Annotated in this window: 12 protein-coding genes and 1 tRNA gene; 7 read left to right on the top strand and 6 right to left on the bottom strand. The window is 63.0% G+C overall.

The genetic code is table 11. The features are described from left to right. Positions 1-41: 41 nt before the first annotated feature. The 6 genes from DBAC_RS00970 to DBAC_RS00945 form a co-directional block, all read right to left on the bottom strand. The gene (locus DBAC_RS00970) at positions 42-965 is read right to left on the bottom strand and encodes a branched-chain amino acid transaminase (protein ID WP_012805405.1); all 924 of its coding nucleotides are present in this window, start codon (positions 963-965) and stop codon (positions 42-44) included. A gap of 99 nt (positions 966-1,064) precedes the next feature. Beyond that, positions 1,065-2,402, bottom strand: a complete 1,338-nt coding sequence (gene der / locus DBAC_RS00965; protein WP_012805404.1) for a ribosome biogenesis GTPase Der — start codon at positions 2,400-2,402, stop codon at positions 1,065-1,067. Further along, on the bottom strand, positions 2,399-3,445 hold the full coding sequence (gene mtnA, locus DBAC_RS00960) for an S-methyl-5-thioribose-1-phosphate isomerase (protein ID WP_012805403.1): 1,047 nt from the start codon (positions 3,443-3,445) through the stop codon (positions 2,399-2,401). Before mtnA ends, der begins: the two co-directional genes overlap by 4 nt. 164 nt (positions 3,446-3,609) lie before the next feature. Further along, a complete protein-coding gene (locus DBAC_RS00955; protein ID WP_492207376.1) occupies positions 3,610-3,945 on the bottom strand; it encodes a peptidylprolyl isomerase in 336 nt (111 codons plus the stop codon). 13 nt (positions 3,946-3,958) lie between these two features. Then, positions 3,959-4,804 carry a thiamine pyrophosphate-dependent enzyme gene (locus tag DBAC_RS00950; RefSeq protein ID WP_012805401.1) on the bottom strand — a complete coding sequence of 282 codons (846 nt, stop codon included), beginning with the start codon at positions 4,802-4,804 and terminating at the stop codon, positions 3,959-3,961. Beyond that, entirely contained in the window at positions 4,801-6,495 is a 1,695-nt protein-coding gene (locus tag DBAC_RS00945; protein WP_012805400.1) for a 2-oxoacid:acceptor oxidoreductase subunit alpha, read from the bottom strand. The genes DBAC_RS00950 and DBAC_RS00945 overlap by 4 nt, the downstream gene beginning before the upstream one ends. A 221-nt stretch (positions 6,496-6,716) precedes the next feature. Here DBAC_RS00945 and DBAC_RS00940 point away from each other — a divergent pair, with 221 nt between their 5' ends. The 7 genes from DBAC_RS00940 to DBAC_RS00910 all read left to right on the top strand — a co-directional run bounded on the left by DBAC_RS00940 (position 6,717) and on the right by DBAC_RS00910 (position 14,191). Further along, positions 6,717-8,378, top strand: coding sequence for a hydantoinase/oxoprolinase family protein (locus tag DBAC_RS00940; protein WP_012805399.1), 1,662 nt, complete (start codon positions 6,717-6,719; stop codon positions 8,376-8,378). A 2-nt stretch (positions 8,379-8,380) separates the two neighbouring features. Continuing rightward, positions 8,381-8,710, top strand: a complete 330-nt coding sequence (locus tag DBAC_RS00935) for a hypothetical protein (RefSeq protein ID WP_012805398.1) — start codon at positions 8,381-8,383, stop codon at positions 8,708-8,710. 5 nt (positions 8,711-8,715) lie between these two features. Next, positions 8,716-9,606, top strand: a complete 891-nt coding sequence (locus tag DBAC_RS00930) for a DMT family transporter (RefSeq protein WP_012805397.1) — start codon at positions 8,716-8,718, stop codon at positions 9,604-9,606. A 107-nt stretch (positions 9,607-9,713) separates the two neighbouring features. Continuing rightward, positions 9,714-11,183 (top strand): glucose-6-phosphate dehydrogenase, encoded by a 1,470-nt coding sequence (zwf, locus tag DBAC_RS00925; protein WP_012805396.1) that lies wholly within the window; start codon positions 9,714-9,716, stop codon positions 11,181-11,183. A gap of 130 nt (positions 11,184-11,313) precedes the next feature. Then, positions 11,314-12,399, top strand: a complete 1,086-nt coding sequence (locus DBAC_RS00920; protein WP_012805395.1) for an aminotransferase class IV — start codon at positions 11,314-11,316, stop codon at positions 12,397-12,399. 83 nt (positions 12,400-12,482) lie between these two features. Continuing rightward, positions 12,483-12,558: transfer RNA gene (locus DBAC_RS00915), tRNA-Ala, on the top strand. Positions 12,559-12,772: 214 nt separating this feature from the next. After that, positions 12,773-14,191, top strand: coding sequence for a Fic family protein (locus DBAC_RS00910; RefSeq protein WP_081434486.1), 1,419 nt, complete (start codon positions 12,773-12,775; stop codon positions 14,189-14,191). Positions 14,192-14,206: the final 15 nt, after the last annotated feature.

The following is a 14,206-nucleotide window of genomic DNA, read 5'->3' as shown; positions in this document are numbered from 1 at the left end:
CCGCAAGGCGGAACCCGGCATGCGTCCAAGGATCGAAAGGTCTAGATCGTGTAGCGGGCCAGCCACTTTCCGTACTTCGGATTGTCGCCGCGCAGCAGCTTGAAATAGGCGTCCTGCAAGGCCGCCGTGACCGGGCCGCGACTGCCCTGGCCGATGGTGCGGCGGTCGATTTCGCGGATGGGCGTGACCTCCGCCGCCGTACCGGTGAAAAAGGCCTCGTCGGCGCAGTACAGCTCGTCACGGGTGAAACGGTCCTCGACGACGGTGTAGCCGAGGTCCTCGGCCAGGATCATGAGCGTCTCGCGGGTGATGCCGGCCAGGATGGAGCCCAGGGGCGGAGTCTTGACCACGCCGTTGCGGACCATGAAAATATTTTCCCCGGTCGCCTCGGACACATACCCTTCGGCGTCGAGCATGAGGGCCTCGTGATAGCCGTCGGCCAGGGCCTCGCGCTTGGCCAGCACGGAGTTGACGTAGTTGCCGCAGGTCTTGGCCTTGGTCATCATGACGTTGACGTGATGCCGGGTGAAGGTCGAGGTCTTGATGCGGATGCCTTTCTCCAGGGCTTCGGCGCCAAGATACGCGCCCCACGGCCAGGTGGCGATGATGGTCTGGATGGGGTTGTCGCCGGGAAAGACGCCCATGGCTCCGGCGCCGATGAAGCACAGGGGCCGGACGTAGCCCTCGGGCTGGCGGTTGGCTTTCAAGGTGTCGATGATGGCGTCGAAAATCTGCTGCTGCGTGAAGGGGATGACCATCTCGTTGATCTTGGCCGACAGAAAGAGCCTCTCCACATGCTCCTGCAACCGGAATACGGCCGAGCTTCCGTCGGAACAGACGTAGCAGCGGATGCCCTCGAAAACGCCTACGCCGTAATGCAGGGTGTGGGTCAGAACGTGGACCTGCGCCTCGTCCCAGGGCACGAGCTTACCGTCGAACCAAATCTTGTCAGCTTTCTGAACCATACATCCTCCTTTGGGCGTCTTTTTATGGCCCGGAACTCGCGGTCCGGGGCGTGGACGGACACTAGGACATGGCCAAAGCCCGGTCAAGGGAGCCCGGTCCTACTTGCCTTTTTCGTTGTCGTGGCTGGAACGGAAGACCATGCGGATGGGCGTCTTGTCCATGCGGAAGACCTTGCGTAGCTGATTTTCCAGATAGCGCACGTAACTGCCGTGAAAGAGCTTCTCGTCGTTGACGAAGAAGACGAAGGTCGGCGGCCGGGAGTCGGCCTGGGTCATGTAGTAGATCTTGCCCCGGCGACCGCCCATGACCGGCGGCTGATGCCGTTCGGTGACCATCTTGACCAGGCGGTTGAGTTCGCCCGTGGTCACGCGCTGGCCGCACTGCTCCCAGAGCTTCTCGATCAGGGGCAAAAGCCCGCCCAGCCCCGCCATGGACACGGACGAGGAATAGAGAACCGGCACATGGGCGCAGAAAGCGAACTGGTCCACCAGATCCTTTTTGGTCTTGGCCAGCTGATCCTTGCTCAAGAGATCGATCTTGTTGACGACGATGACAAAGGGAACCTTCTCCGTGTCCAGAAAGGACAACAGCCGTTTGTCCTGCCCGACCACGCCGTCCATGATGTCGAGCACCAGCACGACCACGTCGGCCTGCTTGGCGGCCTGCATGGAGTGCACGACGCTGAAATATTCCAGGGAATCGATGACCTTGGACTTGCGGCGCACCCCGGCGGTGTCCACAAAGGTGTAGGTCTTGCCGCCGCGCTGCACGGTCACGTCCACGCAGTCGCGGGTGGTGCCGGCCTCGGCGCTGACCATGAGCCGCTTCTTGCCCAGAAGCGCGTTGATGGTCGAGGACTTGCCCGCGTTGGGGCGGCCAAGCAGGGCGATCTTGAGGCCTCCCTGGGGCTGCTCGACGTTTTCGCACTCGTCCTTCGGCAGCGCCGTTTCGATCATCTCACGCAGATCGCCCATGCCGAAACCGTGGGAGGCGGACACGCACTGCAGGGGAAAGCCCAGGCTGTAAAAATCCGCCGCCAGGGTTTCTTCCTGCTCGGGGCCGTCCACCTTGTTGACGAGGACGCGCACTTCCTTGCCGCTCTGGCGCAGATACTGCCCGACCTGCTCGTCCTGGGGGTGCAACCCGGTCCGGCCGTCGACAATGAACAGGATCAGGTCCGCTCCGGCCATGGCCTCTCTGGCCTGGTCAAAGATGCTGATCTCGATCTCGTCGCTGGAGTCGGGAACAAGTCCGCCCGTGTCGATGAGCATGTAGGTGCGCGTCTCGCCGCGCACCTCGCTGAAGATGCTGTCCCGGGTCACGCCGGCCATGTCGTGGGTAATGGAGACCCGCCTTTTGATGAGGCGGTTGAAAAGAGTGGATTTGCCCACGTTGGGACGCCCGATAAGGGCCACCATGGGAAGGTGCTGGTTCATGATCTTGGGTCCTGGCCGATGATATCGGCGATACTCGATGTGTAGGGAGGGGAAAGAACCCCGCGTTCAGTGATGATGCCCGTGATCAGCGAATGATCCGTGACATCGAATGCAAAATTGAAAACCGGGACTCCGTCCGGGGTTATCTGCGTACTTCCCACATGGGTCACTTCCAGCGGGGTGCGATCCTCGATGGGAATGAGGCTGCCGTCGGGCGTGGCCAGATCGAAGGTGGAACTGGGCGCAGCCACGTAGAAAGGGATGCCGTAATGCCGGGCCAGGATGGCCACGCCGGAGGTGCCGATCTTGTTGGCCACGTCGCCATTGGCCACGATGCGATCCGCCCCGACCACGACCTTGTGCACCAGCCCGCGCTTCATCAGCAGCGAACAGGCGTTGTCGCAGGCCACGGTGACGGGGATGGAATCCTTGTGCAGTTCATAGGCCGTGAGCCGCGCGCCCTGCAGAAAAGGCCGGGTCTCGTTGGCGATGACGGAAATCTTCTTACCCATGTCCACCGCGCCCCGGATCACGCCCAGGGCCGTACCGTACCCGGCCGTGGCCAGGGCTCCGGCGTTGCAGTGGGTCATGACCGTGTCGCCGTCGTCCAGCAAAGCCCCGCCGAAACGGCCCATGGCCTTGTTCATGGCAATGTCCTCGGCGTGGATCTTCATGGCCAGCGCCGACCAGACCTCGCCCAGTTCGCGCGGGTCCTGGATGCCTGCTCCGGCCTCGCGCATCACGCCCACGGCCCAGGCCAGATTGACCGCCGTGGGCCGGGCCTGGGCCAGCATGGAAAGCAGGCGCTCAAGCTCGTTGCGCCAATACGCTCCGGCCGCCATGGCCTGCTTCAGCGCTATGCGGCATCCGTAGGCGGCGCTGACGCCGATGGCAGGCGCCCCGCGCACGACCATGGTCTGCAGGGCGTAGATGACGTCCTCCACCGTGCGGCAGGGATAAGTCTCTTCCACCAGGGGCAGTTTGCGCTGGTCCAGGAGCAGGAGGGCGCAGGCATCGGCATCGAACTGAATGTGATCTTCCATGGAGTTCCTCTTAAAAAATGGGACCTATGGGGCCTATGGGACGCATGGGGTATCTTTTTTATACGCCCCCATACGTCCCAGAGGTCCCATTTTCTTCTCTTCCCCAAAAAAAACCGGACCACCAAGCAGCCCGGTTTTCACAGACAGGCTCAGCGCCCTGCCTTTTAGGAGCGCTCGGTCACTTCCACCAGGTGAAAGCCGAACTGGGTCTTGACCGGTCCGTGCACGACGCCGACGGCCTCGTTGAAGCAAACCTGGTCGAATTCTGCCACCATCTGACCGGGGCCGAATGTGCCCAGATCTCCGCCGCGCTTGCCGGACGGGCACTGTGAATAATTGCGGGCGATCTCGGCGAAATCTCCGCCCTCTTCGGTGATCTTCTTTTTCAGAGCCTGGCAAACCTCTTCGGTTGCCACCAGAATGTGACGGGCACGTGCTTTGGCCATGGAACTCTCCTTCTTTTTTTTTGTGGCCCTACCCGTATGCCCGTCACTTGGCAAGACGCTCCCGGGGTCAGGCGTAGGCGAGCATGCACCGTTTCACGGCCGCCATGTCCACCGCCTTGCTATACAGAGCGCCGTCTGCGCACTGCGGAAGCATCGTGTCCTTGGAAGGCCGCTCCTCGCGAAACAGCACGCCGATGGGAATTTCCTCGCCGAAAGTCTGGGCCACGGTCATGGCGGCGGCCCAGTCCTTGGGATCATGGCTCGCTTCCTTGCACCGGGCCTTGTACCAGGCAAAGGTGTTGACCTTGTTGAACGAAATGCAGGGCGAGTGCATGTCCACCAGGGCGAAGCCGGGGTGCCGCATGGCCTGCACGATGGTCTGCACGGCATGCTCATGAAACCCCGAGAAGGTCCGGGCCACGAAAGAGGCGCGCATGGCCACGGCCACGGCCACGGGATTGAAAGGCTGATCGAAGACGCCCAGGGGGTTGTTCTTGGTCTTGTGCCCGGTCATGGTCGTGGGGCTCGATTGTCCCTTGGTCAGGCCGTAGATCTGATTGTCATGCACGATGAGGGTGATGTTCACGTTGCGGCGGATGGCGGCCAGGAAATGGTTTCCGCCCTCGCCGTAGGTGCAGCCGTCACCCGACTCCACCAGCACGGTCATCTCCGGACTAGCCAGCTTGATGGCCTGGGCCGGGGACAGGGCGCGCCCGTGCAGCCCGTTGAAACCGTTGCATTTGAGATAGTGCACGATCTTGGCCGCCTGGCCGATGCCGGAGACCATCACGAACTGATGCGGCAAAATGCCCTGATCGGCCAGGGCGTCCTTGACGGCCACGAGCACGTCATGATTGCCGCAGCCGGGGCACCAGCTGGTCTTGAATTCGCCGTAGGTCTTGGTGTCGATCATAAAGCCTCCAGGATGGGCTGCAGCCGCTCCATGACGAACCCGGCCGTCAGGGTCCGGCCGTCATAGCGCAGAACGGTGTCGTGGATGTGAAAACCTGTGGTCTTGCGCAGCAGGCCCGCGAACTGGGCGGTGCTGTTCCCTTCCACCGTCACGACTGTCCGTGCCGCTTCAAGACGCGGCATGAAGGTTTCGGGAATCAGAGGCCAGACCTGGGTGAAGCACAGGCAGGCGGCCTTGACCCCGCTTGCGCGCAGGCCTGCGGTCACTTCGCGCAAGACCTCGCAGGTGGATCCCCAGCCGACCAGCAGCAGGTCCGGCTCTTCGTCGCCCGAGAACTCCGGCGGCAGGACTTCTGACAGGATCACCTCCATCTTGGCCTGGCGCTTGTCCTGCATGCGCACGCGGATGCCTCCGTCCTCGATGATGTGTCCGGCCTCGTCGTGTTCATGGGAATCGGCCAGGACCAGGCTCTGCCCGTGCCCGGGGATGCGCCGGGGGGATATGGGATTGTCCCAGTTGTAGCGACGGTAGTTCTCCGGCTCGGCATCGTTCAGGTCAGGCTCCGCAATGGGCGCAAGCACCTCCAGATCAAAGGGCGCGACAGACCGCGGGGCGCTGGCCAGATACTGGTCCGAGAGCACGAAGACCGGGCCCTGGCTTTTTTCGGCCAGATCAAACGCCTTATGGGTCAGATAAAAGCAATCCTCCAGCGTGGCCGGAGCGAGGATGGCGCGTGGAAATTCGCCATGCCCGGCATAGAGCACAAGTTCCAGATCCGCCTGCTCCGTGCGCGTGGCCAGACCCGTGGCCGGGCCGGGGCGCTGCACCACGACAAAGACCACGGGCGTCTCCGAGACTCCGGCCAGGCTGACGGCCTCGGTCATGAGAGCGAACCCGCCGCCGGAGGTGGGCACGATGCTCCGCGCTCCGGCGTAGGACGCGCCCAGCGCCATGTTCGCGGCCGCGATCTCATCCTCGGCCTGCTCCACCACGACGCCCATTTCAACAGCCATCTGCACCAACCCTTCAGCGATGGAAGTCGCCGGAGACATGGGATAGTAGCCGCAAAAACGCACCCCGGCCGCCAGCGCGCCCAGAACCACGGCCTGGTTACCGTCCATGCTGAGCATCTTGATCGAGGCATCGGCTTTGGGCAGGGGCAGGCTCGGCGCATTTTCAACGGCCCACTTCATGGAAGACGCCAGCACATCGAGGTTGCTGGAGACGATCTTTTCCCCCTTGTCGCTGAACTCTTCCTTTAGCTGTTCCTCGAACAGGGATGCCTCAAGGCCCAGCATGGCCCCGATCACGCCAAGCAAGGCCACGTTGCGGAACACAGGACGCGACGCGAGCTCCTCAAAGGGGATGGCCACCATGCCGGGACGCGCAGGCAGCTCCCAGGCCGCGTCGGCCAGGATGATGCCCGGATCCTTGAGCTTGTCCTTGTGCAGATCCACGCTCTCCCGGCTCATGGCCGCCAGCAGGTGAAAGGTATCCGGCGGTCCCTGCACGGGACGCGAGCCGATGCGCAGGCGAAAATTGTTGTGCCCGCCCCGTACCCGGGACATGACATGATGGGCCCCGAGCAGATGCCTGCCCGAGCGGACCACGGCCTTCACCAGCAGCCCGGACACGGTATCCAGGCCCTGACCGGCCTCCCCTCCCATGATCAAATGCAGTTCTTCGTGCACGAATATCTCCTTGGTTGCCCATGCGCGCGGCGATTCCGCGACATGAATTTCGACCATCTTCCTGCTGGCATATTTTGCGGAAGGATACAACCACCGGCGGATGATCGTCATAAAAAAGCGGCATTCCCGGATCCTTCCAACGCACCGTCCCACTGGACGGGACTGGCGGAAATCCTTAAGGCAATCGCGTCTGAAGGCTCATCCTTAGAAAGGAAATTTTCATGTCCTCACCACACTGCGTCATCGGCATCGACACCGGCGGCACCTATACGGATGCCATAGCTCTCGACCGTTCATCGGGTCGGGTTCTGGCCGGCGTCAAGACCCCGACCACCCCCCACGACCCGGCCAGGGCCATCGCCCGCAGCCTGGAGAACGTGCTCCTGGCCTCGGGCCTGGATCCGCAAAAAGTCGAGCTGGTGACCGTGTCCACGACCCTGGCCACCAATGCGCTCGTGGAGGACAAAGGGGCGGAGGTCGGACTCTTCGTCATCGGCCACGACAAGCGCCTGCGCATCCCGGCGGCGGACATGCGCTTCATCCCCGGCGGGCACAAGGCCAGAGGCGTCGAATCAGAACCGCTGGGCATGGATTTTCTGATCCAGGGCATCGCCGCCATGAAGGGTCATGTGGATGCCTACGCCGTCTGCGCCATGCTCGCCTTCGAGGACCCGACCCACGAACTGGTCGCGGCCAAGGCCATTGAACTCATGGACCCCAGGCCCGTGTTCTGCTCCCACCAGGCCAGCACCCGCCCGGGCATGGAAGAACGCGCGGCCACGGCCGTGCTGAACGCCCGCCTCTTGCCCGTCATGCAGGACTTCCTGCGCAGCATCGCCCTGTCCATGCAGCGCCTTGGCCTGTCCTGTCCGGTGCGCATCGTGCGCGGGGACTGCCAGAGCATGGACCTGCAGGATGCCGTCCGCAATTCTTCGGCCACCGTGGCCAGCGGCCCGGCGGCCACGGCCCTGTTCGGCGTCCACGCAGCCAAAGGCGAGACGGCGCTGGTCGTGGATGTGGGCGGCACCACCACGGACATCACCCTGATCAAGGACGGCCTGCCCGTGGTCCGCGAGGAGGGCATGACTATCGGCTCCTGGCGCACGCATGTGCGGGCCGTGGAGATGTACACCGTAGGCATTGGCGGCGACAGTCTGGCGCGTGTCGAAAACGGCGGACTTTCCCTTGGTCCGGCCCGGGTCGTGCCGCTGTCCCAGATCCACCTGCATCTTGATGGCGCGGCCCTTGAGACCATGACGCGCCCCGAAGACTGGCTCGGCGCGGACCTCTGCGCCCAGTGCGTACAGCTGGCTCCGGGCACCGAGCCCAAGGACGACCGGGTCCTGCGCTGGCTGGCCGAGCATGGACCGGCCACGCCCGTGCGCCTGCGGCAGGAGCTGGGGCTGGCCGAATCGAGTCTGGAAAAAACCATCGCCAGGTTGCAGGCCGCAAAACAGGTCATCACCTGCGGATTCACTCCCACAGACGCCCTGCATGTGCTCGGACGCCTGCGCCTGGGTGACGCCAGGCCCGCCATGGATGGGGCACGCGTGCTGGCCGCGCTGCTGCGCCTTGCTCCGGAAGCGTTCTGCGAGCATGTGCTTGAAAAAGCCCACGCAACCATCGCCGCCACCATCCTCACCGCGCTGGGCAACCGGGAAGTCGGACCGGCCCTGGCCCGTTTTTTCAACCACTCCGGGCCAAACGAGCTCCTGGACATCACGGTCCGGGTTCGTCCCCGCATCATCGGCATCGGCGCGGCCGCTCCGTTCCTTTTGCCTGCGGTGGCCGCGCGGCTTGGCACAGATGCCATTTTTCCAGAGCATTACGAAGTCGGCAACGCCCTGGGCGCTGCCCTCATGGACACCATCACCAAGGAGTGAACATGCATTTCAGGGAACAATCTTTTGCGGCGGCCATGGAAATCTGCAGCGAAAGCGAACTGGCCGAGGTCGTCCACGCCTGGATCCCCGGCGGTGCGGGCTATGTGGTCCATGCTTGGGCCGAAGTCGAGGACGCGGTCTATGACCTGACAGAGAGCGAGCGCCCGATCGGCAAGGCCGACTACTACGAGCGGATGGGCGTGCGCGAAGACCTGACCCGCCGCTACGGCCGGGTCGAGTACTTCACCCTCATGGCCGAAACCGGCAGCTTCGGCCCGTTCGACACGAAATTCTTCTTCGCCAATCAGACCGCGTTTCTTCCCCAGGCGTGACGGTCATGCCTTTTGCCGGTGAGCTCGCGGCCCTCGCGGCGGCCTTCATCTGGGCCCTGGCCACCATCATTTACGCCCGCACCGGCAATCAGGCTCCGGCGCTGTTTCTGAATCTGATCAAGGGCAGCATCGCCGTGATCATGCTCAGCGCGACCGTTTTCGTCCTTGGCGACGCGCCCCCGGAACTGACACCCCCCCAGTGGCTGTGGCTGGCGGGCAGCGGCATCGTCGGTATCAGCATCGGCGACAGCGCCTATTTTTCGGCCATCAGGCGGGTCGGCCCCAGCCAGACCCTCCTGGTCGAATCCCTGGCCCCGCCGCTGACCGGGGTCCTGGCTCTGTGCTTCCTGCACGAGGCCATCGGATTCTGGGCCTGGGCGGGCATCTTTCTGACCATGAGCGGCATCCTCTGGGTGGTCACGGAACATCAGCCGCAACAGAAAGGCCTGAATCTGCCGGGCCTCGGCTTCGCCACCCTGGCCGCCCTGTGCCAGGCCACAGGCATGGTCATGTCCCGGCAGGTCATGGTCGCAACCGCAATCACTCCCCTCTGGGCCGCCCTCATCCGTCTGGCCGCGGCCAGTCTGGTGCTGTGGACCGTGCTGCCTCTGCTGAAGCCCGAAGTCGTACTGCGCCGGGCCTGTTGGAGAGCCGTCGGCACGGCCCGAAACGGATGGGCGTTCTTCACCCTGGCCGTCTTTCTGGGCACGTTCCTCGGCATCTGGCTGCAACAGGCAGCCCTCAAGCTGACGGGCGCGGCCATCGCCCAGACCCTGATCTCGGTCAGCCCCCTCTTCGCCCTCGGCCTGGCCGTCCTGTTCGGGCACAAGGTCTCCCGGCGCAGCGTTATCGGCGCCCTGGTCACCCTGGCCGGAGTGGCCCTCTTTTTCCGCTGAAAAAGCCCTCGCCGGGCAGAGGCCATGGCGATGAACCGAAGCTTGCCTTTTGGCTTCGTCCTGATATTTCTGGTCGCTCCAAACCTTCTCATCGCCCCGGGAGCACCATGACACCTTCCTGCCCCACCCCGACCCAGGCCGCGCCGGTCAACCTTGTCATATTCGGCGCCACCGGAGATTTGGCCATGCGCAAGATCTACCCGGCTCTGGCCTCCCTGTGCAAAAACGGCTTGCTCAGCCATGACTCGTCTATTCTGGCCGTGGGGCGAAAGGATTTGGACACGCCGCAGTATACGCGCCTCATGGGCGAAAAACTGGGCGGATCCATCCCCGAATCCTGCATGGCCGACCTGGTCCCGCGCGTCCGCTACCTGCGCCTGGATCCCGACGCCTCGGAATCCGGCTACACGTTGAGCCTGGCCCTGGGCGATCTTGACGACGGGAAGCCGAGAAACCGGCTTTTCTATCTGGCCGTGCCCCCCGCCGCCTACATCCCTCTGGCCACCATGCTCGGCGAGGCCGACCTGGGCAGGGAGGAAGAAGGCGCAAGCGTGCGCATTGTCGTGGAAAAACCCTTTGGCCGCGACCTGCCCACGGCGCAGGAACTGGACACGGTCCTGCACCGCTATTTCAAGGAACGACAGATTTTCCGCATCGACCACTACATGGCCAAGGAAACCGTGCAGAACGTGCTCCTGCTGCGCTTCGCCAACGCCCTCTTCGAGCCGATCTGGAACCGCCGCTACATCGACCACATCCGCATCACCGCAGCAGAAACCCTGGGCATCGGCCACCGCGCCGAATTCTACGATCAGGCCGGGGTGCTCCGGGACATGTTCCAGAACCACATGATGATGCTGCTTTCGCTGTGCGCCATGGAACCGCCGTCCATGTTCGAGGCCGAACTGGTCCGCGACGAACGTTCCAAGGTCTTCCGGGCCCTGCGTCCGCTCGATCTGGAGCGCCTGGACGAACAGCTCATCCTCGGGCAGTACGGACCGGGCATGTCGGATGGCCAGTCCGTACCCGGCTATCTGCAGGAACCGGGAATCCCCCCGGACTCGACCACGCCGACCTTTGCCTGGCTCAAGGTCTATCTGGACAACTGGCGCTGGCAGGGCGTGCCGTTCCATCTCTGCTCGGGCAAGCGTCTGGAGGCCAAGCACACCGAGATCACGGTGCAATTCAAGAGCGTGCCCGTATCCATGTTCCGCAAGACCCAGGGCGAGATCATCCCTCCCAATCGGCTGGTCATCGGCATCCACCCGCAGGAGGTGGTCCGTCTGGAGGTCCAGACCAAGGGCCGGGGCTCCACGCTCTGCCTGCAGGGGCAGTCCATGGAGTTCTCCTACGGCGCGGGCGCGGGCCCTGGCCGTCTGAACGACTACGCCAAGGTTCTGCTGGACTGCATCACCGGCGACCAGACCCTTTTTTGGCGGCAGGACGCCGTGGAACTGTGCTGGGGCTTCCTGACCCCCATCCTGGACCGCTGCGACTGCCCGGACAGCGAACTGACCCTGCACACCTACCCCGCGGGCGGTCCCGGTCCCAAGGCCGCGCAACGGGCCGGATCATGAACGCATTCAAGCGGCACCCCGTGAACACTCATCCGGAGCCTGCTCCACGCGATCCGAACCGACGGCCGAATCCCAAGCCGCTGCTGCCGCGCATTCACCAATAAACCATTCACCATCCCACGGAGGACCCATGGCCGGATTTGAAGGCATCAAATGGGCTGATTTCCAGTCGCGCTACCTGCTCCAGGGCAAATCCTTCGCCATGGTCCCCATGGCGGACAAGGTCCCGGCGGTGTCCCGCTCCATCCACTACGGACTGTGCCTCGCCTTCGAAGGCATCCGCTACTTTGTCGGTCCGGCCGAAGACGGCGGTCTGCATATCCAGTTCCTGAACCTGCACAAGAACCTGCAGCGCTTCCGGCGCTCCATCTCCTTCAATCTGGGCACGGCCCAACAGACCCTGGTTCCCTCGGAAGAGGAACTGGAGGCCATGATCCTGCACTACCTGCGCAGCCCGGAACTGTCGGAGTTCATCCACGACATGGGAAAATCCGGCGGACAGGGCTACCTGCGCCCCTTCACCGTGGACGAGTCCCAGTCCATCGGCGTGACCTTCCCGGAGAACCCGTCCATCCGCATGGTCACCTGCACCTACGACCGCTACATGGGCGAACCCTTCAGCGGCGTGGTCGTGCCGCATCTGGTCCGGGCCGTGGGGGCCAACGGCACGGGCAATCTGAAGCTGGGAGTCAACTATCTTTTGAGCGTCAAGGCCGTGGACGAGGCCCGCAGCATCCTGCCCGAGGCCAGCTCGGCCCTGTTTCTGGACGATCGTCTGGACCTGCCCCTGCGCGACCGGCGTGTCACGGAATGGGACTCCTCCTGCTGTCTTATCGCCCTGGCCAGCGGCGCGGTGGTCAAGATCCCCGAAAGCCCGCTGATCCTGCCCTCGGTCACCATCCAGGGCATCTGCGCCATCCTGCGCGAAGCGGGAGTGAGGGTGGAGGAACGGGACATGACCTACGGCGAACTCATCGCCCGGGCCGAAGCCGGAGAGATCGCGGCCATCGCATCCATCGGCACGGCGGGCATCCTGAACCGCGCCCAGCGGCTGGTCATGGTCGATGAAAACAACGCGCCCTGCGCCCAAATGCGGGCCCAGACCGAACACCCCGTATACCAGGCCCTGGGCCGCGCCCGGCAGACCTATTGGGAAATCTACCAGGACAAGGCCCCGGTTCCGGAAGGCATGATCCTGCAAAGCTACCTGATTTAACTGGAGCCGGCAGTCCAGAACGCATTTTGGACGGCCGCCTGTTGACAACCGAGCCCGGACCCCATATCAGGCTTCCCACACGTGGGGATGTAGCTCAGCTGGGAGAGCGCTGCGTTCGCAATGCAGAGGCCAGGAGTTCGATCCTCCTCATCTCCACCACGAGAAATCAAAGGGCTTGGATATAACAATCCAGGCCCTTTTTCTTTTCAACAAAAGACCTCTCCAAATTCCATTCCAAATTCATATTATCACCTCTCATTATTGACACTTCCGAACTGATCGGGCTTAGGTGGCAGGCTGCGACTAATAGCGCTTTCCCGAAGCAGGAACTTTTGACCGGGAGGATACGCCTGCTGTGAAAGAAAATCAGCTTATGGAATGGAAAGAATCCTGGCGGGACGAGTACCTGAAATGGATTTGTGGCTTTGCCAATGCCCAGGGTGGCGTGCTGCACATTGGCCGCAATGACCGGGGCGAGGTGCTCGGTCTGGCTGATGCCCACAAACTGCTGGAGGACCTGCCCAACAAGACGCGCGACCTGCTGGGCATCGTGGTCGGCGTCCATCTGCATGAGGAAGCTGGCAAAGAGTATCTGAAAATTGTCACCCCCGCGCACCCGGCACCCATCAGCTACAAAGGACACTACTACCAACGCAGCGGCAGCACCCTGCAGGAACTGAAAGGACCCGCCCTGGATCGCTTCCTTTTGCGCCGCTTCGGACGAACATGGGACGGCGCGCCCGTGCCGGGAATCCAATCGAGTGACCTCTCCGCCGCCGCGTTCTCCCGGTTCCGTCAACTCGCCACTCGCAGCGGCCGTCTGGATATGGCGGACCTGGAGGAAGAAGACGCCGGCTTACTGCTCAAGCTGAAGCTGACCGAAGGGGCGTATCTGAAACGCGCCGCCGTGCTGCTGTTCCACCCGGAGCCGCAGGCTTACGTGGCCGGGGCGTTCGTGAAGATCGGCTTTTTCCGCTCACCCTCGGACTTGGCCTACCACGACGAAGTCACTGGCGATCTGTTCAGCCAGACCCGGCAAATCCTGGACCTGCTCCAGACAAAATATCTCAAGGCGGCTGTGACCTACGAGGATATCCTGCGCGTGGAGCGCTTTCCCGTGCCGCGCGGGGCTCTGCGTGAGGCGGTGCTCAATGCCCTGGTCCATCGGGATTACGCCGTGGCCGCCCCTATTCAAATTCGCGTCTATAATGACCGTCTGGTGATCTGGAACCCTGCAGTGCTGCCGGAGGGATGGACCGATCAGACCCTGCTGGCGGGCCATGTGTCCCATCCCTTCAATCCGGAAATCGCCAACGTCTTTTTCCGTGCCGGTGAAATCGAAGCCTGGGGCCGTGGTATCGAGCGCATTTTCCAAGCTTGCCGGGAGGACGGCACTCCCGATCCCGTGCTACGGATTGAAGCCAACGGTCTGCGTCTGGAATTCCTCTTTGCGGAGACCTATCTGATCCTTCTTGGGGGAGGTCCGATGGTTCCAGAGCAGACCCCACCAGTCACCCCACCAGTCACCCCACCAGTGGATCCTTCCGTACTGGCGTTGCTTAAACTATTGAACACGGCTGGTCCCCTGGGCAATGCGGAAATTCGCAACGCCCTGGATCTCAAGGATCGCACGCATCTGCGCGAACGCTACCTCAATCCCGCGTTGGAGCAGGGCGTGATTGTCATGACCATCCCGGAAAAACCCAGAAGCAGTTTGCAGAAATACCGGTTGTCGGTTCTCGGCCAGGATATCATTTCACGAATGCAGACCAGAAAGAACGACAAATCGTGAATGCGAGGGCTCTGC

Origin of the sequence: Desulfomicrobium baculatum DSM 4028 (assembly GCF_000023225.1) — a bacterium.
Classification (GTDB): Bacteria; Desulfobacterota; Desulfovibrionia; order Desulfovibrionales; family Desulfomicrobiaceae; genus Desulfomicrobium; species Desulfomicrobium baculatum.
The sequence above is the reverse complement of the archived record's forward strand: the minus strand, read 5'-3'. Positions and strand labels throughout refer to the sequence as shown.

Coding starts and splice junctions, on each gene's coding strand:
- DBAC_RS00970 (WP_012805405.1), bottom strand. CDS start 965: ATGGTTCAGAAAGCTGACAAGATTTGGTTCGACGGTAAGCTCGTGCCC.
- der (WP_012805404.1), bottom strand. CDS start 2,402: ATGAACCAGCACCTTCCCATGGTGGCCCTTATCGGGCGTCCCAACGTG.
- mtnA (WP_012805403.1), bottom strand. CDS start 3,445: ATGGAAGATCACATTCAGTTCGATGCCGATGCCTGCGCCCTCCTGCTC.
- DBAC_RS00950 (WP_012805401.1), bottom strand. CDS start 4,804: ATGATCGACACCAAGACCTACGGCGAATTCAAGACCAGCTGGTGCCCC.
- DBAC_RS00940 (WP_012805399.1), top strand. CDS start 6,717: ATGTCCTCACCACACTGCGTCATCGGCATCGACACCGGCGGCACCTAT.
- DBAC_RS00935 (WP_012805398.1), top strand. CDS start 8,381: ATGCATTTCAGGGAACAATCTTTTGCGGCGGCCATGGAAATCTGCAGC.
- DBAC_RS00930 (WP_012805397.1), top strand. CDS start 8,716: ATGCCTTTTGCCGGTGAGCTCGCGGCCCTCGCGGCGGCCTTCATCTGG.
- zwf (WP_012805396.1), top strand. CDS start 9,714: ATGACACCTTCCTGCCCCACCCCGACCCAGGCCGCGCCGGTCAACCTT.
- DBAC_RS00920 (WP_012805395.1), top strand. CDS start 11,314: ATGGCCGGATTTGAAGGCATCAAATGGGCTGATTTCCAGTCGCGCTAC.
- DBAC_RS00910 (WP_081434486.1), top strand. CDS start 12,773: ATGGAATGGAAAGAATCCTGGCGGGACGAGTACCTGAAATGGATTTGT.